Source organism: Sedimentitalea todarodis, assembly GCF_032595355.1.
In the GTDB taxonomy this organism is placed as follows: Bacteria; Pseudomonadota; Alphaproteobacteria; order Rhodobacterales; family Rhodobacteraceae; genus Sedimentitalea; species Sedimentitalea todarodis.
Map to the genome: position 1 here is coordinate 213,597 of NZ_JASMWN010000004.1, position 19,074 is coordinate 232,670.

Annotated in this window: 21 protein-coding genes; 10 read left to right on the forward strand and 11 right to left on the reverse strand. The window is 61.2% G+C overall.

What is annotated here, in order from left to right; all coding sequences use genetic code 11:
• Positions 1-111: 111 nt before the first annotated feature.
• From ndk to QO231_RS07840, 3 genes are all read right to left on the reverse strand, one after another.
• On the reverse strand, positions 112-534 hold the full coding sequence (gene ndk / locus QO231_RS07830) for a nucleoside-diphosphate kinase (protein ID WP_316774892.1): 423 nt from the start codon (positions 532-534) through the stop codon (positions 112-114).
• A 164-nt stretch (positions 535-698) separates the two neighbouring features.
• The gene (locus QO231_RS07835) at positions 699-932 is read right to left on the reverse strand and encodes a hypothetical protein (protein ID WP_316774894.1); all 234 of its coding nucleotides are present in this window, start codon (positions 930-932) and stop codon (positions 699-701) included.
• On the reverse strand, positions 919-1,296 hold the full coding sequence (locus tag QO231_RS07840; protein WP_316774895.1) for an MFS transporter: 378 nt from the start codon (positions 1,294-1,296) through the stop codon (positions 919-921). Before QO231_RS07840 ends, QO231_RS07835 begins: the two co-directional genes overlap by 14 nt.
• 30 nt (positions 1,297-1,326) lie before the next feature.
• Between QO231_RS07840 and QO231_RS07845 the strand changes: the two genes are divergently transcribed.
• The 3 genes from QO231_RS07845 to QO231_RS07855 are packed head-to-tail and all read left to right on the forward strand — an operon-like array spanning position 1,327 to position 4,442.
• Positions 1,327-3,180 (forward strand): ABC-F family ATP-binding cassette domain-containing protein, encoded by a 1,854-nt coding sequence (locus QO231_RS07845; protein WP_316774897.1) that lies wholly within the window; start codon positions 1,327-1,329, stop codon positions 3,178-3,180.
• Positions 3,177-3,809 (forward strand): MarC family protein, encoded by a 633-nt coding sequence (locus QO231_RS07850; RefSeq protein WP_316774899.1) that lies wholly within the window; start codon positions 3,177-3,179, stop codon positions 3,807-3,809. Before QO231_RS07845 ends, QO231_RS07850 begins: the two co-directional genes overlap by 4 nt.
• 51 nt (positions 3,810-3,860) lie before the next feature.
• The gene (locus QO231_RS07855) at positions 3,861-4,442 is read left to right on the forward strand and encodes a retropepsin-like aspartic protease family protein (RefSeq protein WP_316774900.1); all 582 of its coding nucleotides are present in this window, start codon (positions 3,861-3,863) and stop codon (positions 4,440-4,442) included.
• Positions 4,443-4,503: 61 nt separating this feature from the next.
• Here the strand turns inward: QO231_RS07855 and QO231_RS07860 are convergent, their stop codons facing one another.
• The 4 genes from QO231_RS07860 to QO231_RS07875 form a co-directional block, all read right to left on the reverse strand.
• Positions 4,504-5,421 carry a DMT family transporter gene (locus QO231_RS07860; protein WP_316774902.1) on the reverse strand — a complete coding sequence of 306 codons (918 nt, stop codon included), beginning with the start codon at positions 5,419-5,421 and terminating at the stop codon, positions 4,504-4,506.
• A gap of 165 nt (positions 5,422-5,586) precedes the next feature.
• Positions 5,587-6,042, reverse strand: a complete 456-nt coding sequence (locus QO231_RS07865; protein ID WP_316774903.1) for a DNA polymerase III subunit chi — start codon at positions 6,040-6,042, stop codon at positions 5,587-5,589.
• Complete coding sequence (locus tag QO231_RS07870) at positions 6,042-6,440, reverse strand: VOC family protein (protein WP_316774904.1); 399 nt, start codon at positions 6,438-6,440, stop codon at positions 6,042-6,044. The genes QO231_RS07865 and QO231_RS07870 overlap by 1 nt, the downstream gene beginning before the upstream one ends.
• Before the next feature lie 17 nt (positions 6,441-6,457).
• Positions 6,458-7,942 carry a leucyl aminopeptidase gene (locus QO231_RS07875; RefSeq protein ID WP_316774905.1) on the reverse strand — a complete coding sequence of 495 codons (1,485 nt, stop codon included), beginning with the start codon at positions 7,940-7,942 and terminating at the stop codon, positions 6,458-6,460.
• A 135-nt stretch (positions 7,943-8,077) separates the two neighbouring features.
• Here QO231_RS07875 and lptF point away from each other — a divergent pair, with 135 nt between their 5' ends.
• The 6 genes from lptF to rsmA are packed head-to-tail and all read left to right on the forward strand — an operon-like array spanning position 8,078 to position 15,557.
• Entirely contained in the window at positions 8,078-9,220 is a 1,143-nt protein-coding gene (gene lptF, locus QO231_RS07880; RefSeq protein ID WP_316774907.1) for an LPS export ABC transporter permease LptF, read from the forward strand.
• Entirely contained in the window at positions 9,217-10,320 is a 1,104-nt protein-coding gene (gene lptG / locus QO231_RS07885; RefSeq protein WP_316774909.1) for an LPS export ABC transporter permease LptG, read from the forward strand. The genes lptF and lptG overlap by 4 nt, the downstream gene beginning before the upstream one ends.
• Positions 10,317-12,470, forward strand: a complete 2,154-nt coding sequence (locus QO231_RS07890; RefSeq protein ID WP_316774911.1) for an LPS-assembly protein LptD — start codon at positions 10,317-10,319, stop codon at positions 12,468-12,470. The genes lptG and QO231_RS07890 overlap by 4 nt, the downstream gene beginning before the upstream one ends.
• On the forward strand, positions 12,461-13,708 hold the full coding sequence (locus tag QO231_RS07895; protein WP_394356584.1) for a peptidylprolyl isomerase: 1,248 nt from the start codon (positions 12,461-12,463) through the stop codon (positions 13,706-13,708). Before QO231_RS07890 ends, QO231_RS07895 begins: the two co-directional genes overlap by 10 nt.
• Positions 13,705-14,721, forward strand: coding sequence for a 4-hydroxythreonine-4-phosphate dehydrogenase PdxA (gene pdxA / locus QO231_RS07900; protein WP_316774915.1), 1,017 nt, complete (start codon positions 13,705-13,707; stop codon positions 14,719-14,721). Before QO231_RS07895 ends, pdxA begins: the two co-directional genes overlap by 4 nt.
• The gene (rsmA, locus tag QO231_RS07905) at positions 14,718-15,557 is read left to right on the forward strand and encodes a 16S rRNA (adenine(1518)-N(6)/adenine(1519)-N(6))-dimethyltransferase RsmA (protein ID WP_316774916.1); all 840 of its coding nucleotides are present in this window, start codon (positions 14,718-14,720) and stop codon (positions 15,555-15,557) included. Before pdxA ends, rsmA begins: the two co-directional genes overlap by 4 nt.
• Before the next feature lie 12 nt (positions 15,558-15,569).
• Here rsmA and QO231_RS07910 read toward each other — a convergent pair whose 3' ends face one another.
• The 3 genes from QO231_RS07910 to prfA all read right to left on the reverse strand — a co-directional run bounded on the left by QO231_RS07910 (position 15,570) and on the right by prfA (position 18,369).
• Positions 15,570-16,247, reverse strand: a complete 678-nt coding sequence (locus QO231_RS07910) for a DUF4167 domain-containing protein (protein WP_316774917.1) — start codon at positions 16,245-16,247, stop codon at positions 15,570-15,572.
• 236 nt (positions 16,248-16,483) lie between these two features.
• A complete protein-coding gene (gene prmC / locus QO231_RS07915) occupies positions 16,484-17,296 on the reverse strand; it encodes a peptide chain release factor N(5)-glutamine methyltransferase (RefSeq protein WP_316775007.1) in 813 nt (270 codons plus the stop codon).
• A gap of 17 nt (positions 17,297-17,313) precedes the next feature.
• Positions 17,314-18,369 carry a peptide chain release factor 1 gene (gene prfA / locus QO231_RS07920; protein ID WP_316774918.1) on the reverse strand — a complete coding sequence of 352 codons (1,056 nt, stop codon included), beginning with the start codon at positions 18,367-18,369 and terminating at the stop codon, positions 17,314-17,316.
• 61 nt (positions 18,370-18,430) lie between these two features.
• On the opposite strand from prfA, the gene QO231_RS07925 reads away from it, so the two are divergent.
• The gene (locus QO231_RS07925; RefSeq protein WP_316774919.1) at positions 18,431-18,721 is read left to right on the forward strand and encodes a hypothetical protein; all 291 of its coding nucleotides are present in this window, start codon (positions 18,431-18,433) and stop codon (positions 18,719-18,721) included.
• On the opposite strand, the gene QO231_RS07930 is transcribed toward QO231_RS07925, so the two are convergent.
• The gene (locus QO231_RS07930; protein ID WP_316774921.1) at positions 18,659-19,063 is read right to left on the reverse strand and encodes a DUF1499 domain-containing protein; all 405 of its coding nucleotides are present in this window, start codon (positions 19,061-19,063) and stop codon (positions 18,659-18,661) included. The genes QO231_RS07925 and QO231_RS07930 overlap by 63 nt on opposite strands.
• Positions 19,064-19,074 lie beyond the last annotated feature (11 nt).

The window sequence follows — 19,074 nt, forward strand, 5'->3', positions numbered from 1 at the left end:
AACGCCAACGCCTGCAGGGTCTGGTTTCCAGCAGAGCAATTAATAATGGGCCGCCCCGTTTCGGGGTTAGCCCTTTGTCGTTCGGTTCCGCATTCGGCCCCGCGAGACCGGTCAGCCGACCAGTTCGAGGCCGGCAAAGAAGTAGGCGATCTCGGTTGCGGCGGTTTCGGGGGCATCTGAACCGTGCACCGAGTTTTCGCCAACCGATTCGGCGAATTCGGCACGGATGGTGCCCGGCGCTGCGTCTGCCGGGTTGGTGGCGCCCATGATTTCGCGGTTCTTGGTGATCGCGTTCTCGCCTTCCAGGACCTGAACCACGACTGGTGCGGAGGACATGAACGCGCACAGTTCGTCGTAGAACGGGCGTTCATTGTGCACGTCATAGAAGACACCGGCCTGTGCCTTGGTCATGTGAATACGCTTTTGCGCGATGATGCGCAGACCCGCGTCTTCAAACTTGGCGTTGATCTTGCCGGTCAGGTTGCGGCGGGTGGCGTCGGGTTTGATGATCGAAAAGGTGCGTTCCAGTGCCATCGGGTATCTCCATCATTGGTCGGCGGATTGGCCCGCCGGACTGTCTCGCGCGCCGCCTAGCATGGGCTGGCCGCTTTGGAAAGGCGCGTTGGCGCTCTGAAGGCCGCATTTGGACTGCCATGGGCGCGCCGCATCAGGTGACGTCCGGCAGCGGGCCGATCTGATCAAGCCATCGGACATAGAGCGCAGACAGCAAACCGAGTTCCGCTGATCATCGACATAATGCCCAGAACCGCAAAGGGCGCGTGCTCGGCGGTCACGATCGCGTCGGTGCCGCTGGTCAGAACGGCGCCAATTCCAACCGCCAGGGCACCCGACAGGCCACAGGCCGTGCCTGCAAGGCTGGGGCGCACCAACAGGAGCCCCGCACTGCGCTGGCCGTGGTCAACCCGTTCCAAACTCCGACGGCAACGGCGGAGGCAGAGAACTCCCAACCGACGCTATCGCGAAGACGGCCACGGAAACGAGGAGCACTGGGCGGCGCCCAAACCTGTCGGACATCGGCCCGACGATGATCTGCGGCACCGCCGTGATCGCAAGATAGCCGGAAATCGCAAGGTTCACATGGCCCCAGGACACGTCGAATTCCTCGGCGATCTGCGCCACAGACGGCAGGATCATATTCAGCAAAACCACCGATACGGCCGTAAGGATCACGAGCGTGAACAGGTGCGATGGGCTTTGCGCAAGTTGCATGTCAATCGCGATGATTTCGGCGTTCCGAACAAAGCTGCGCCAACACATCGGGGATAGGCTTTCCATAGCCTCCCCGGCTCTGCTAAGAGCCGCCTCATGTTACGCATAAATGATATCACCTATTCGGTCGAAGGCCGCCCGCTGTTTGAGTCGGCCAGCGCCACGATCCCGACCGGGCACAAGGTTGGCATGGTCGGTCGCAACGGCGCTGGCAAGACCACGCTGTTCCGTCTGATCCGGAGCGAACTGGCGCTTGAAGGCGGCTCGATCAGCCTGCCGTCGCAGGCTCGCATTGGCGGCGTCGCACAGGAGGTGCCCGGCAACGAGGTGTCCTTGCTGGACACCGTGCTGGCCGCCGACACAGAGCGCGCCTCGCTGCTGGCCGAGGCCGAAACCGCCACCGACCCGGCGCGAATCGCCGAAGTTCAGACGCGGCTGACAGATATCGACGCCTGGTCCGCCGAAGCGCGTGCGTCCTCCATTCTGCGTGGCCTGGGTTTTGACAGCGAAGAACAGGCCATGCCCTGCAGCGCCTTTTCCGGCGGTTGGCGGATGCGGGTGGCATTGGCCGCAGTCCTGTTTGCACAGCCAGACTATCTGCTCCTGGACGAACCGACCAACTACCTGGATCTCGAAGGCGCGCTGTGGCTGGAAAACTATCTCGGACGGTATCCCCACACCGTGATCATCATCAGCCATGATCGTGAATTGCTGAACCGGGCAGTGGGCGGCATCCTGCATCTGGAGAACCGCGGGCTGACCTATTACACCGGCAACTACGACCAGTTTGCCCGCCAGCGCGCCGCCAATCGCGCGGTGCAGGCGGCGGCGGCCAAGAAACAGGATACAAGGCGCGCGCATCTTCAGGCTTTTGTCGATCGTTTCAAGGCCAAGGCCAGCAAGGCCAAGCAGGCGCAGAGCCGTGTCAAGATGCTGGAAAAGATGGAAACCATCCGCGCGCCCGAAGACGCCGCGCGCACAGTGTTTTCCTTTCCCGAACCCGAGGAACTGTCGCCTCCGATCATCGCCACCGAAGGGGTGAAGGTCGGCTATGGCGACACCGTGGTATTGCGCAATCTGAATCTGCGCATCGATCAGGACGACCGCATCGCCCTGCTCGGCAAGAACGGCCAGGGCAAATCGACGCTCGCCAAGCTGCTCAGTGACCGGCTGGCACCGATGGCGGGCAAGATGAACAGTTCCAACAAGCTGCGTATCGGGTTCTTTGCACAACATCAGGTCGAGGAATTGCGCGTCGACGAAACCCCGTTGCAACACCTGCTGCGCGAACGCCCCGCCGAGGGGCAGGCCAAGCTGCGCGCGCGTCTGGCCGGGTTCGGTCTTGGCGCGGATCAGGCCGACACGGTGGTCGGGCGGTTGTCCGGCGGGCAAAAGGCGCGGCTGTCGCTGTTGCTGGCCACCCTGTCCGCGCCGCACCTGCTGATCCTGGATGAGCCGACCAACCACCTCGACATCGAAAGTCGCGAGGCGCTGGTCGAGGCGCTCACGGCCTATTCCGGCGCGGTCATCCTGGTCAGCCACGACATGCATCTGCTGTCGCTGGTGGTCGACAGGCTCTGGCTGGTATCCGACGGTACCGTACAGCCCTATGAGGGCGATCTGGGCGCTTATCGTGATCTGTTGCTGGCACGCGACAAACCCCCGCGCAAACAGCAGGAAGAGGCCAAGCCAAAACCCAAGCGCCCCTCGCGTGACTCAATTCTTGCATTGCGCGCCGAAGCCCGCAAAGGTGAGGAACGGGTGCAAAAACTCAACGCAATGCGCGACAAGCTAGCCAACAAACTGGCGGATCCCGCGCTCTACGAAGACGAAAAGAAAGGCGAAGCCGAGGTCTGGCAGCGCAAGTACGCAGAAGTCATGAATGGACTTGACCGCGCTGAAGCTCTTTGGATGAGCGCGCTGGAAAAACTGGAAAGAGCAGAGACATGAGTATCGATTCTGCCTTTCTGGTCACAACCTTTGTCACGTTGTTCGTCATTATCGATCCATTCGCGCTCGCTCCCCTGTTTCTGGCGCTGACCCACGGCAAGTCAGCGCAGGAGCGGCGCGCCATCGCGGTGCGCGCCTGCCTGACATCGATGGGGATTCTGACGGTTTTTGCGGCGTTCGGTGAATCGGTGCTGAATTTTGCGGGCATCTCGATGCCGGCATTCCGCGTGGCCGGCGGCTTGCTTCTGTTCCTCACGGCACTGGATATGTTGTTTGAACGCCGCACCAAGCGACGCGAAAATCAGGCGGAAGAATCCGAAGAGGAAGACGGGCACGATCCTTCGGTGTTTCCGCTGGCAATCCCGCTGATCGCCGGGCCGGGATCGATTGCCTCGATGATACTGCTGACCGGCCAGTCGCCCGGATTGCAGGGGCTGGTTCTGGTGGTGGCTGTGATGATCGCAGTGGTTACCCTTTCCCTGATTAGTTTCCTGGCCAGCGGCATGATGGAACGGGTGCTGGGCAAGACCGGCATCAACGTGATCACCCGTCTTCTGGGCATGTTGCTGGCGGCCCTGGCCGTACAGTTTGTGCTGGACGGGCTGCGCGACTTTGGCTTCGTTGGCTAGGATCCGCGTGGATCGTGCCTACATCTGTCCGGTGAGATGGGGTGATTGGCGATGGCTTCCATAGAACTGGGAAATCTGATCTATCTGGTGCTGCTCCTTGTGATGGTGCTCACCTGGTTTGTCGCGCAGAACCGCCAGTCGCTTGGCAAGCTGGCGCAGCAGGCATTGGCTTGGGGTCTGATTTTCGTCGGGGTGATTGCCGCAATCGGGGTCTGGGATGATATCCGCCAGACCCTGCGCCCGACGCAAAGTGTCATCACCGAGACCGGCCAGATCGAAGTACCGCGCGCGCCGGATGGACATTACTATCTGACCTTGCTGATAAACGACAAACCGATTGATTTCCTGGTTGATACGGGGGCGTCAGAAATGGTCCTGACTTCGGCCGATGCGGAACGGGCCGGGTTGTCGCTGAATGATCTGATCTATTCCGGACGCGCCTTTACGGCAAACGGCGAGGTTCGCACCGCACGTGTCACGCTGGACAGTGTTGAACTGGGGCAGGTCCTTGACCGAGATGTGTCTGCCTGGGTCAACGAAGGCGAAATGGAGCAATCGCTTCTGGGTATGGCCTATCTGCGGCGCTGGAGCCGGATCGAAATCAGTGACCGCGCCCTGATCCTGACCCGCTGAGCGCGCGCAGCGCTCCCGTGTGTCAGCGGCGCCATTTTGAATATCTGCTCCCGGCCCGAACTTATCTCTCTGGCTCCTTGCTGATCACGGTCGTAACAGTTCGGGTTGAGCGGCTTTGCGTAAGAGCGATCGCACCCAGAACCAACACGCAGGCAACCGCTTGTGCGCCCGTGATAACCTCGCCGAAGGCAAAAATACCGACCGCGAACATCGTGGGCAGTTCGATACTGCCTATGACAGCGGTGCGCGTCGCCCCGATGACAGGTGAACAGACGGTATAAATCAGTTGCGGAACAAGCGCGGTCACGAGACCGATCCCGACGATCAGAAACCAGTCATTTCCACTCTTTGGCAGCACATCTTCGATCTCGGATGAGAGAATGAGCGGCACAAGCCCGATGACCGACCCAAGCGAGACCGACGCTATTCTGGCCAAAGGGGCAATGCGCGCCAAGCGGTGCACCAAAACACATATGCCAAAGCCAAATCCAAAAGGGGCCGCCAATGATATCAAGAGCGTTGGTATCTGGTCTGCATGCACAGAAGCAGGAGACCCTGCAATTATTGCGGCAATGACTATCAATCCAGCAGCTACAAGGCTGCGCCGTGTCGGCGTGTCGCCGAAAATCGCCCAAGCGATGAGGATCGTGAACACGGGATACGTCATATAGAGAACGCCAACCGTCGATGCAGGAACTGTCTCAAGAGCGGTGACATAGCCGACCCAGCCAAGCCCCATGACTGCGCCAGCGGTCAGACCCCAGACAATTTCGCGCCACTTTGAGCGATGCTTCAGCAGTGCTGGCAACAGGATGATCGCGGCCAATATGTACCGATAAAACGCAACCGCGTAGGGCGCGAGCCCCTGATCGGTGAGACCACGGCTGAAATAGGGTACGAAGCCAAAACAGATGGAAGCAAAAAACACACCGGCCCCTGCAAGGGCATAGGGTGTGGCCTGATGAATGGGTGAGGTCAATTTGTTCATCCCTGACAGCTATCACTCAATTCTGCGGCTGCCACCCACACCCAAAAGGCAAGGCCAGACTGTCAGCACGGCAGCAAAAAACACGGTGGCCCACCCAACCCGACAGAGTTCAAGACAACAGGATCACCCGTCGCCGACATCGACCGAAGTCACCGGCTAGCGTTCCGCTTTCTTCTCCCACCGGCCGCTCTCCTCGGACCAGTATTGCGCCGAACAGCCCGCTTCGGTCAGCGCCTTCCACTGCACGCGCGCGCGCTGGACCGCAGGAGGATCGTTGCCATCAAACAGCACGCACACCCGCGCAAGCGCCGTTACTTCATCAGGCATGATCTCGGCCCCGTCCACCGTCATCATGCAGTCTGGCGTGTTGGTGGCCGTGTTCGTGGTGAGCAGGATCGGCTGATCCACGTCATGCGGACCTCCGGCGGTCCCATGTGGAAGAAATCCGTCATCGGGGCCAAGCCAAAGTTGTTCGTCAAGCCACGCCATACGGGCGGCGTCTGTACCGCGCACGGCAATCCGCCACCCCGCCTGCCGCGCCTTGCCCAGAAGCACCGGCAACGTGTGTTCGAGCGGTTGACGCGTGAGGTGATAGAAATAGGCAGCGCCCATTACCGTGCCGCCATTGGATCATAGTCGCCCAGCGTCCAGATGTGACCTTCAGGATCGCGTAGGGAAAAGCTCGCCCCGCCATAGGATTGATCCTCAAGCGGCATGACGATCTCGGCTCCTGCCGCGACCACCTGTGCATATCGAACCGCGAGATCATCGACGACAACGTAGATGGACGTGGTGACGCCCCCTGCCAGAGCAGGATCGGTCATGACGTCGTCAAACGAACCATCATTGGGCGGGCCAAACATCATCAGCCCACGTCCCAACCTGATCTGCGCATGCACGATGCTGCCGGCGTCATCCCGGTAGACCGCGTGTTCGACTAACCCGAGCACATTTGTGACAAAGGCCAGCGCGGCTTCGCAATCGCGGTATCGGGTGGCGGGAATGAGCATTGCGGATCGGGTCCTGACTACTCCGAGGTTTCGAACTTATCCTGCACCAACCGGTTCAGCGCCGCAACGCCCCAGCCGGTCGCGCCTTTGGGGGCAAAGTCGGTCTCGGCCTTGACGGAGGCGACGCCGGCGATGTCCAGATGAATCCACGGGGTCTCGTCCTTGACGAAGCGCGCGAGGAACTGGGCCGCCGTAACCGACCCCGCAGGCCGCCCGCCCGTGTTCTTGATGTCGGCAATGCGCGATTTGATGAGGTCGTCATAGGCCTTGCCCATAGGCATGCGCCAGGCCCCCTCGCCCTCAGCCGCAGCAGATTTGAGGAACGCGCCGCAAAATGCGTCGTCGTTTGAGAAAACTCCCGCATTTTCGTGACCCAGCCCGACGATGATCGCTCCGGTCAGGGTCGCAAGATCGATCATCCCCGCAGGTTTGAACCGTTCCTGCGCGTACCACATCACGTCGCACAGAACCAATCGCCCCTCGGCATCGGTGTTGATCACCTCGACGGTGGTTCCCTTCATCGATTTGATTACATCGCCCGGTCGCGTCGCGGTACCCGATGGCATGTTTTCCACCAGGCCGACCAGCCCGACGACATTGGCGGACGCCTTGCGCAGGGCCAATGCGCGCATGGTTCCGGCAACAACACCTGCGCCCCCCATATCCATGGTCATGTCTTCCATACCGCCCGCCGGTTTCAGCGAGATACCACCCGTGTCAAACACCACACCCTTGCCGACAAGCGCCAGCGGTGCGTCGCCCTTCTTGCCGCCGTCCCAGTGCATCACCACAACCTTGGACGGGCTTGCCGACCCTTGCCCGACGCTAAGCAGGGTGCGCATGCCCAACTCTGCGAGCTTGTCCTCTTCGAGCACCTCGACCTTGAGACCAAGCTCCTGCATGTCCACCAACCGGTCGGCAAATTCGGTGGTTGTCAGAACATTGGCGGGTTCGTTCACCAGATCGCGCGTCATATGTGCGCCTTCGGCCACGGCCAATAGCGGCGCGGCAGCGGCGGAGACCTCGTCGGCCTTGGTATGATAGAGCGTAACGGGTGCAGAATCGTCCGGAGTGTCATCCTCTGCGGATTTGTAGGCGTCGAAGCGATAGTCCCTGAGCGCGATGCCAAGCGCAAGCTCTGCCGCCTTGCGCATACCGCCCGCCATCACTGACAGTGGCTTGTCCCCTTTCGACTTTGCCAGCGCCGCGCCCGCCCTGCGGGCCTCAACAGTGGTGACCTTGCGATCCAGGACCAGAACATCCAGCGCCTCGGCCGCCAGACCGGTGGGCCATGCGAGCGATATCAGCTGACCTGACTTCGCCTTGGAGAATCTCTCACTCGCCACCAGACGCGCCACCGCACCCTTGGTCAGCCGGTTGGCCCGGCGCGCCGCCGGATCGAGTTTGCCGTCCGGGGCAACGACGATGACGATCCGCCCTTTGGCGGCTTCCATCACGTCCAGGTCCGTGGCTTCGAATGCAATCGGCGTCAATCGGCTCATCTTCAGGCTCTCCAAACTGTTGTTGCGGCTACAGGTAGCGCGGGCGATGCGGGTTGACCAGATAGCAGTTTTCGCGACCACGGAATTGCATTAGGGTCGCGCACACGGATTTGGCAGTCGACCTGGGAGAGCGCGGTGTCACGATACGACAGATACGTCCTGTCGCAGTACCTGGTGTTATTCGGCTTTTTCTCGCTGATTCTCGTGGCTGTGTTCTGGATCAACCGGGCCGTGGTCCTGTTTGACCGGCTGATCGGTGATGGCCAATCGGCCATGGTGTTTTTCGAATTCACGGCCCTCACCCTGCCCAACCTCATCCGCATGGTGCTGCCGATGGCGGCCTTTGCCGCGTCGGTCTATGTCACCAACCGGCTGAACTCCGAAAGCGAATTGACGGTGATGCAGGCCACCGGTTCAAGCCCCTGGCAGCTGGCGCGTCCGGCGCTGGCCTTTGGATTGCTCGCCGCCGCGATGATGAGCATACTGACGCATGTGCTGTTGCCTGCCTCGACCAAACAGCTTGCGATCCGCGAAGCCGAGGTTGCGCGCAACGTCACCGCGCGATTGTTGACCGAAGGCAGTTTTCTGCACCCGACCGAGGGGGTCACCTTCTACATTCGTCAGATCGAGCCGGATGGCCGGTTGAACGATGTCTTCCTGTCCGACCAACGCGATCCGGCCCAAAGCGTGATCTATACCGGGGCCGAGGCGTTTCTGGTGCGCGATGGCGACCGCGCCAATCTGATCATGGTGGATGGTTTGGCCCAGATGCTGAACACCGCGGCACAGACGCTTTCGACCACAGTTTTTGCCGATTTCTCCTTTGACATCAGCTCTCTGATCAACAAGAGCGATATCCGCACCCGCAACATTCGTGCGATCCCCACGCTCGAATTGATGCGCATGCCCGAGTCCATATCCAGAACCGACGGCTATTCGGCGGGGCAACTCGCAGAGGAGCTACATCTGCGGTTTGCCCGTGCGCTGGTCTGTGTTGCCGTCACGCTGATCGGGTTCTCGACACTGCTCCTTGGCGGCTTCTCCCGGTTTGGTGTCTGGCGGCAGGCCCTGCTGGCCTTCGTGCTGCTTGTGTTTCTGGAGGTATTGCGCGGGATCGTGTCGGACCCGGTTCTGGCGGATGCCAAGATGTGGCCCCTGGTCTATGTGCCGACGGTTGTGGGGTTGATGATTGCGACCTTGTTTCTGTGGCTTGCCTCACGACCGCGCCGGCGAAGGATAAAGGCCAGCATCGCGCCACCTGCCGAGGCCGCGACATGATCCTTGATCGGTATTTCGCCAAGCGATTTCTTGTCAGCTTCCTGCTGATCGGAGCCGTGTTTCTCACGCTGATCCTGTTGATCGACCTGATCGAACAACTCAGGAAATTCGAGGGCATCGACGTCAGCTTTGGCAAACTGTTCCGACTGACACTGCTGAATGCTCCCTCGGCGATCAATGAGATTCTGCCGCTGCTGATGATCCTGTCCACCATCGTGCTGTTCATCGGTCTTGCCCGCAGCAGCGAACTCGTGGTGACGCGGGCCGCGGGACGATCGGGCATCCGGGCATTGGCCGCTCCGATCATGGTGGCAATGGTCATCGGCGGGCTTGCGGTCAGCACGTTGAACCCGATCGTTGCAGCAACCTCGAACCGGTATCAGCAACTGGCCGACACCTATCGCACAGGTGGCCCCTCGGCGCTCTCGCTTAGTGGCGAGGGTCTCTGGTTGCGGCAGGGTGCGCTGCGGGGGCAATCGGTCATTCACGCCACCGGCTATGGCGGCGGCGAGGATATGCTGGTTCTGTATGACGTGACCATACTGGCATATGCACCGAACGATGGCCCGATCCGACGGATCCGGGCGGAAAGCGCGACGCTGACACAGGATGAGTGGGTATTGGGCGACGTAAAGGTCTGGCCCCTCATCACCGGCCTGAACCCGGAAACCAACGCCGACACCTATGATGTCCTGCGCATTCCGACAACCCTCACCGAAGAGCGGATTCGCGACAGTATCGGACGGCCCTCGGGCATCTCGATCTATGACCTGCCGCAAACCATTCGCGAACTGAAGCGCGCCGGATTTGCCACCAAGCGCCAGGAAGTCTGGCTGCAAGCGGAACTGGCGCGACCATTGTTTCTGGTGGCCATGGTCCTGGTCGGTGCCGCCTTCACCATGCGCCATACCCGCTTTGGTGGCACCGGTGTTGCGGTTCTGGCCTCGGTCTTGCTGGGTTTCGGGCTGTACTTCATCCGAAACTTTGCGCAAATACTTGGTGAGAATGGCCAGATCCCCGTAACGCTGGCCGCCTGGGCACCGCCGATAGCGTCGATCTTGCTCACCCTCGGGTTACTCTTGTATGCGGAAGACGGATGACGCAGGCGATCTGTAATGCACTAAGAAATCTACTTCTGCTGGCAGCTTTCTGGTCAGCTCTTCCCGCTTTGGCGCAGCAGGGCGAAGACGGAGTGGTGGACGACACGCTTCCGGCGACGCTGGTTGCGGACAGCGTTTTCATCACACCTGACCGCCAACTCGTCGCCGAAGGCAACGTCGAGGCATTTCAGGGCCAGACCCGCCTGCGCGCCGAGCGAATCACGTTTGATCGCGAGACGGGAACGCTCTCTATCGAAGGACCGATCCGCATCGATGACGGCGGCGAAATGGTGATCCTGGCCAATGCCGCGGAAATCGACTCCGACTTTCAGAACGGCTTGCTGACCGGCGCACGGATGGTGCTGGATGAACAGTTGCAAATGGCGGCTCTGCAAATGAACCGGGTCAGCGGACGCTACACCCAACTCTTCAAGACCGCCGTCACCTCGTGCAATGTCTGCGAGGACGGACGTCCGCCACTCTGGCAAATCCGGGCGCGCAAGGTGATCCATGACCAGGAGGAAAAGCAGCTCTATTTCGAAGATGCGCAGTTCCGCATTCTCGACGTACCAGTGATGTACCTGCCACGGTTCCGGCTGCCCGATCCGACGCTGGAGCGCGGGCGCGGATTTCTCATCCCATCGTTGCGGACAACGTCACAGTTGAGTACCGGCGTACGCCTGCCCTATTTCATCCCGCTGGGCGACTCCCGCGACTTGACCCTCGCGCCTTATATCTCGTCGCGCACCCGAACACTCGACTATCGCTATCGACAGGCCTTTCGCAGGGGGAGGATCGGCTTCGAAGGCGCATATACCCGTGATGACATTCAACCCGGCGACTCGCGCGGCTACCTGTTCGGATACGGTGCCTTCGATCTGCCTCGTGACTTTGCTCTGAGGTTCGACCTGGCGCTGGTCTCGGACGACTCGTACCTGTCACAGTACGATCTGCCCGATCTCGACCGCCTGCGCAGCGAGATCGCGCTGACACGGGTCAAGCGCGACAGCGCCTTTCAGGTCGACCTGATCCACTACCAGTCGCTGCGCGAAAATGATGATGAGACCACGCCGAGCCGGTTCGCCGACGTGTTCTACGAACGGCGTTACTTCCCAAAGGCGATCGGCGGAGAATTGCGGCTGAACTTCGAAGGCCACGGGCATGAACGGCTCTCCGATGTCAATATCGACGGGCGCGATGTACTGCGCGCCACTGCTGATATCGATTGGCACCGGACATGGATCGCCGGCAATGGCCTGCGCACCGACTGGCAGATGGGCGTGTCTGGCGACATCTTCAAGATCTATCAGGACAGCGACTATCCCGACGACATCATCCGCGCGACACCGCGCGCGGCGCTGACCCTCAGCTATCCGATGAGCAAGAGCATGGGCAACGGTGTCACCCAATCCCTCGAGCCTGTGGTCCAACTTGGTTGGAGCGACGTGCACGGCGAAAACCCACCGAACATCGAGAGCCGCTTTGTCGAGTTCGACCAGGGCAACCTGTTGTCCCTGTCCCGTTTCCCGGGACCCGACCGGCGCGAGGAAGGTGCGGCGCTGGTCTACGGGCTGAACTGGGCGCGCTATGCGCCGTCCGGATGGCAGGCCTGGGCAACGATCGGCCAGGTTTTCCGCAAGACCGCGGACGAAGCATTCACCGATACATCGGGGTTGTCTGGCACGTCCTCCTCGATCCTGATCGCGGGTCAGTTCCAGCATGATAGCGGGCTGATGCTGACAGGGCGCGGGCTGATCGACAATTCGCTCAGCATGAACAAGGCAGAGGTTCGCGGCAGCTGGAGCAATAACTCGCTGAACCTTGCCGGCACCTATCTGTGGCTGGGCAGCGATCTTGAGGAAGACCGCGACTCGCCGCTGTCCGAAGTGTGGTTCGACGGCACCTATGGCATCAATCAAAGCTGGTCGGCGGGTGCCAGCCTGCGCTATGACATCTCCGACCACCGCGCCACGCGGGCCGGATTTGGGGTCGTCTATCGCAATGAATGCGTAACGGTCGATCTTTCGCTCCGTCGCGATTATACGTCATCCTCAAGTGTTGAGCCCACGACCGATTTCAGCTTTAGTATCTCGCTAGCCGGCTTTGCCGTAGACAGTGGAACAGAAAAATATAGGCGATCATGCAGTTGAACCTTCCTCTCCGATTCTCGTCCCTGACCAGTCGTTTGCGCGCCGGTATTCTCGCCGGCATCGTCCTTTCGGCAATTGCGGGCAGTGCGACCGCCCAGGGGCTGTTTGCTCCGGTGATCACCGTCAACGATCAGGTCATCACCCGCTACGAGCTTGAACAGCGGAGCGAGTTCCTGAAACTGCTGGCTGTTCCGGGCATCCCGGAGCAACTGGCACGCGAGGCGCTGATCGAAGACCGGTTGAAACTGCAAGCCGCCATATCCGCAGGCCTCGAGGTCACGCCCGAAGAAATCGAGGGAGGGATCGAGGAACTTTCGTCGCGGACCGATTTGTCGCCCGAGGAATTCGTCAAGGCTCTGGAACAAGGTGGCGTCTCGGTCGAAACCCTGCGCGACTTTGCCAAGGTGAATGTCGCCTGGCGCAATCTGATCCGTGCCCGCTTCTTGTCACTTGCACGACCGAGCGAAGCGGAAATCGATCGTGCGATCGGTAGCGGCGGCGGCGGCGGCCTGCGCGTGCTCCTGTCGGAGCTCATCATCCCGGTGACCCCACAAACGCAGGAACAGGTCGACGAACTGGCGTTGCAGCTATCGCAAATCCGCAGCTATGACGCCTTTTCCGAAGCCGCCGGCAAGTATTCTGCCACCCAGACCCGTGCCAATGGCGGGCGGATGGATTGGATCAATCTCACTGATCTGCCACCGGGACTGCGGCCACTGATCCTTGATCTGACGCCGGGCGAGGTAACCGCCCCCATTCCACTGCCCGAAGCGGTCGCTCTGTTTCAGCTGCGCGCCATCAAGGAAAGTGCTGTCGCCACGCCACGCTATTCGACGATTGATTATGCGCTCTACTACCTCCCCGGTGGGCGAACACCCGAGGCTCTGGGCAGGGCCGCGCGCATTGCCAATGACGTCGACACCTGTGACGATCTCTACGGCGTTGCCAAGAACCAGCCAGCGACACAGTTGGAAATGCTGAGCCAGAAGCCATCAGAGATACCACGCGATGTCGCCGTCGAACTGGCGAAGTTGGACGAAGGCGAGATCTCCACAGCGCTGACCAGGTCGAACGGCCAGACGCTGGTGCTGCTGATGGCGTGCGGACGCACTGCCGAGGCAAACGAGGAAGCCACCCGTGAGCAGGTCGCGCAGTCGCTTGTTCAGCAGAAACTGAGAGCCTATGCCGACAGCTATCTGGATCAGCTTGAAGCCGAAGCGATCATCGTCGAACGATGATGCCGCCAATCGCGCTGACCTGCGGGGACCCCGCCGGGATTGGCCCGGAACTGGCGGTCAAGGCGTGGCAGGAACTCGGCAAGGGTTGTCCATTCTTCTGGATCGGGGATCCGCGCCACCTCCCCCGTGATACGCCTATCGTCGAGATTTCTGCTCCGAATCAGGCAAGTGGTGCCATTTCGCGCGGATTGCCCGTGCTGGCGCACCGTTTTTTTGCACCGTCCACACCCGGCACCCCGGAATTGCGCAATGCGCAGGGTGTCATCGAGGTAATCGAGCGCGCGGTGGCGCTGGTGCAATCGGGCGAGGCCAGTGCGGTCTGCACCGCACCGATCAGCAAGAAGGTGCTGATTGACGGTGCCGCGTTTGCCTATCCCGGCCATACCGAGTTTCTGGCCGCCCTTGCAGGGCGCGTACGGGTCGTGATGATGCTGGCCAGTGATCGGCTTCGGGTGGTGCCGACCACCATTCACATCGCTCTTGCCGACGTGCCCCGCGTTCTGACACCGGAACTCTTGCGCGACACCATTGCGATCACGGCGGACGGATTGCGACAGCAATTCGGCATCAGCCATCCGCGCATTGCGGTGGCCGGGCTGAACCCCCATGCCGGCGAAGGCGGCGCCATGGGCGATGAAGAACACATATGGATCGCACCGCTGATCCGGGACCTCGCAAGCGATGCTCTGACGCTGACCGGGCCACACCCCGCGGACACGCTGTTTCATGCCGCCGCGCGCGCAAAGTACGACGCCGTGGTCGCGATGTATCACGATCAGGCGCTGATCCCGATCAAGACGCTGGATTTTGATCTGGGCGTCAATATCACGCTTGGCCTGCCCTTTGTCCGCACGTCGCCCGATCACGGCACCGCGTTTGACATTGCAGGCCATGGGCTTGCGAATCCTGCCAGCCTGATAGAGGCACTCAAATGCGCTCGGACCATGGCGCTGCGGTCAACAGGTGCCCTTTCTGACCCCATCGCCGATTGCGACACTGGAACCACCTCATGAGCGCCATAGACAGCCTGCCGCCCCTGCGCGAGGTCATTGCCACGCACCAGCTTTCAGCCCGCAAATCCCTGGGTCAGAACTTCCTTCTCGATCTGAACCTGACCGCAAAAATCGCGCGGCAGGCCGGCGATCTCGCTGACTGTGATGTGCTGGAAATCGGACCGGGCCCCGGCGGGCTGACCCGTGGCCTGCTCACCCAGGGCGCGCGCAAAGTGCTGGCCGTGGAAAAGGACAGCCGCTGTATTCCTGCACTGCGGGAAATTGCGGCGGCCTATCCCGGACGTCTCAAGATCGTGGAAGGTGACGCGCTCCTGATCGATCCGATGGCGCATCTGACATCACCGGTCCGGGTGGCCGCGAACCTGCCCTACAATGTCGGTACAGAATTGCTGGTGCGCTGGCTGACACCGCCAATCTGGCCCCCCTTCTGGCAGAGCCTGACCCTGATGTTTCAGCGCGAAGTGGCCGAGCGGATCGTGGCGCAGCCGGGTAGCAAGACCTATGGGCGTTTGGCTATTCTGGCACAGTGGCGCGCAGACACCCGTATCGCGATGAGCCTGCCCCCCGGCGCGTTTACTCCGCCGCCCAAGGTTTCGAGCGCGGTCGTGCATTTGACCGCCCTGCCCGAGCCACGCTTTCCGGCGAATCCCAGGACATTGGAGAGGATCGTGGCCGCCGCCTTCAATCAGCGCCGCAAGATGCTGCGTGCCGCGCTCAAGGGGCTGGCCCCGGATATCGAGGACCGCTTGCAATCGGTTGGCCTGCGACCAACGGATCGGGCCGAACAGGTGCCGCTGGAGGGGTTTTGCGCACTTGCGCGCAGCTTTGACAGCTGACGCGCAGGGATCCTATTCGGCGGCTTCGGGGTTGCCGTCCGGCTTGGCCGCGGTCTCTGCTTCTGCCGTAGCCTTCGGCTTCCTGCTCGTCGCAGCGGCCTTCTGGGCAGGCGCTTCCGCGCTGCCCGAATCATCTGCCTTGGGTGCGGGTTTACGTGTACGTGGTTTCCGCGTCGGTTTCTTGGGTTTGCTTTCGGGCGTTTCCACCAGACCGCTATCCCCGGAATCGGCGCTGCCCAGATCCAGGACATCGGGCTGCGGCGCGTTGCCGGGGTCGGCTGGCTGCGGTGCAGACTTTGGTTCTGATGGCTGCGGTGCGGCCTGTGGTTGGGTCACCGCAGCGGCCGCCTCGCGTTCCTGGCGCTCGGCGCGTTCACGATCACGCTCGGCCTGCCTTTCTCGGTTCTGACGTTCCTGCTCTTCACGCCGGTTGTCCATTTCCCGCTGTGCTTCACTCAGCAAACGCAGGTAATGCTCGGCGTGCTGCTGAAAGTTCTCGGTCGCGACGCGATCATTGCCCAGTTGCGCATCACGCGCCAACTGATTGTATTTCTCGATGATCTGCTGTGGCGTACCACGCACTTTTCCCTCAGGGCCGGAACTGTCAAAAACGCGGTTGATGACATTTCCACCACCCTGCGAGCGGTTGCGGTTCGACTTTGACCGCGAACGTGATTTGGACGATCTCATATGCTTAATGTCAGCCTTGTACTCGCTGTCTTTTGATCCGCTTCACGCCTCGTGCGTTCAAGTAAACACCGGATCACCGACTTTTTGGGCTTGGCGTTGCACGCGTGCTGCAAGAGCATCTGTCGGGGCAACACCCCTGAGTAACCATGTCCGGCAGGCACAGACAAGCCTTTCCAAGCATATTTCGCGTCTTTTTGCCTAAAATCGGTGCTTTTGGGTCGCAGAGGATCGATGAGTCAGGCTGCACGGGCCTGAATGACACGCGGTCGGCCATCAAGATCATGAATCACACCCGGCTCGATCAATCCGGCATCGTCCAGCAGGGCGATGACCGCATCGGCCTGTGTCGGGCCAATCTCCAGCAACAACCGGCCCCCGGGTCGCAGGTGATCCGCCGCGCGCGCGGCAATGGACCGATAGGCCCCCAGCCCGTCGCCACCATCGGTGAGCGCCATCTCTGGTTCATGCTGTCGCACTTCCGCCTGCAATTCGGGCATCTCGTCCTGCGCGATATAGGGTGGGTTCGACACGATCAGATCAAATGACCCCGAAACCGCACCAAACCAGTCCGACCGCAGGATCTCTGCACGGTTCTCAACATGATGCAGGATGACATTGGCGCTCGCCTGCAGACAGGCGGCTTCGCTCAGGTCGACCCCCAGCCCCGTCGATTGCGGGTTCTCTGCCAGCAACGTGACCAGAATGCAGCCGGACCCGACGCCCAGATCGAGCATCCTTGAGAACGGCTGCGACAGCGCGGCCTCGATCAGGGTTTCGGTCTCCGGTCGCGGATCGAGTACATCGGCGGTGATCTTGAACCTGCGGCCATAGAATTGCCGCTCGCCCACCAGATGCGACACGGGCACGCGAATGGCGCGCAGGGAAATCAGCTGTTCGTAGCGCTCGCCAATGTCCGGTGCCAGATCCTCGGGCGCGATCAGGGTCACACGGGCCGCATCGACCCGCGCGGCATGCGCCAGCAGAACACGTGCATCCCGCGCCGGCTCTGCAATCCCGGCGGCGCGCAGCCGCGCCGTCGCGGCCACCATTGCCTGGGCGGCGGTCGTCACGCGCCCATCTCGGCGAGCATCCGCGCTTGATCGTCAGCGGTCAGAGCGTCGATCACCTCCTCCAGATCGCCCTGCATCACCTGATCGAGCTTGTAGAGCGTCAGGTTGATACGGTGATCGGTCATGCGGCCTTGGGGGAAATTATAGGTGCGGATGCGTTCGGAACGGTCACCGCTGCCAACCTGCGCGGCCCGGTCGGCGGACCGTTCACTGTCGACCCTCTGGCGCTCCAGATCATACAGCCGAGTCTTGAGCACCTGCATGGCGATCTCGCGATTGCGGTGCTGACTCTTCTCGGAACTGGTGACCACGATCCCCGTCGGCAGATGGGTAATGCGCACCGCAGAATCGGTGGTGTTCACATGCTGCCCCCCGGCACCGGAACTTCGCATGGTGTCGATGCGCAGGTCATTCGCATCGATCTGAATATCCACGTCTTCTGCTTCGGGAAGCACCGCGACCGTGGCGGCCGAGGTATGAATGCGCCCGCCGCTTTCGGTTGTCGGCACCCGCTGCACGCGATGCACGCCGCTTTCGTACTTCATCCGGGCAAACACGTTCGTGCCTTTGATATGGGCCACGACCTCCTTGATCCCGCCCAGTTCGGTTACCTGTTCTTCGATGATATCAAAGCCCCAGCCGCGCGCTTCGGTGTACCGCTGGTACATCCGCAGCAGGTCTGCGGCGAACAATGCCGCCTCGTCGCCACCGGTTCCGGGCCGGATCTCGAGCATCGCCGGCCTGGCATCCGCCGCATCGCGAGGCAGCAGGCTGAGCTGGAGGGCATGTTCCGCTTCCGGGAGGCGGGCGCGCAGGACCGGCAGTTCTTCCGCGGCCAGCTCCTTCATGTCGGGATCGGCCAGCATCGTCTCGGCCTCGGCCAATTCCGCGCGCAAGCGACGGTAGGCTTCGATCTGTTCGACCACCGGGCGCAGGTCGGAATACTCCTTGGCCAGCGTGGCAATGTCGCCGCCGCTTGACCCATCGGCCATCGCGGCCTCAAGGAACTGAAACCGTTGGTTGATCTGTTCTAGGCGTTCTTCTGGGACCATCTGCGGGGTTTCTTATATCAGGGGTCTTTGGTCAAGAGGCAGCCTATGGTAGGATTTGCTCATGAGACGGTTTTTTCTACTGACGATGCTGGCAAGCGCATCCCCTGCCCTTGCCGATGTGACCGGACCCGGCGGCAAGGTGCAGGACTGTTATTGCACCGACAAGAGCGGCGCGCGTGTCGACCTGGGTGAAACCATCTGCCTGCAGGTCGACGGCCGCATGTTCATGGCGCAATGCCAGATGTCGCTGAATGTGCCCATGTGGCGGGAGGTCAGCAAAGGCTGCCTATCATCGCGCCTGCAGAGCATCGATCCAACCCTCGACGCGCGCACGGTTCACACCAAGATCTGACTTCCCGAACCGCGACCGTCCATAGATTTCAAGCGTATCGCCGGTTTGGCGCGCGGTGGTGTAATCCGGAAAGCCGAAGACGACAGATCGGGTGACATAGGTGACCATGCCGCCCTCGACGGATCCGAACATCAGTTCGGTATGTGGAGTCGTGGCGATGATCGCATTCAGGTCTTCCAGCCCGTTGGGGCCGGTCTCGACCACGCGGATCACCCCGTTCGCAAAGTCCTTGACCTGTGGCACGTCGGGCATCCGGTGCCAGATGACCGGGTCGCTGGGTGCGAGCCTGATGTATCCCATCGCGACAACCACGAGAGTCACACCCAACCATACAATCACCATCAGTCGTCTCA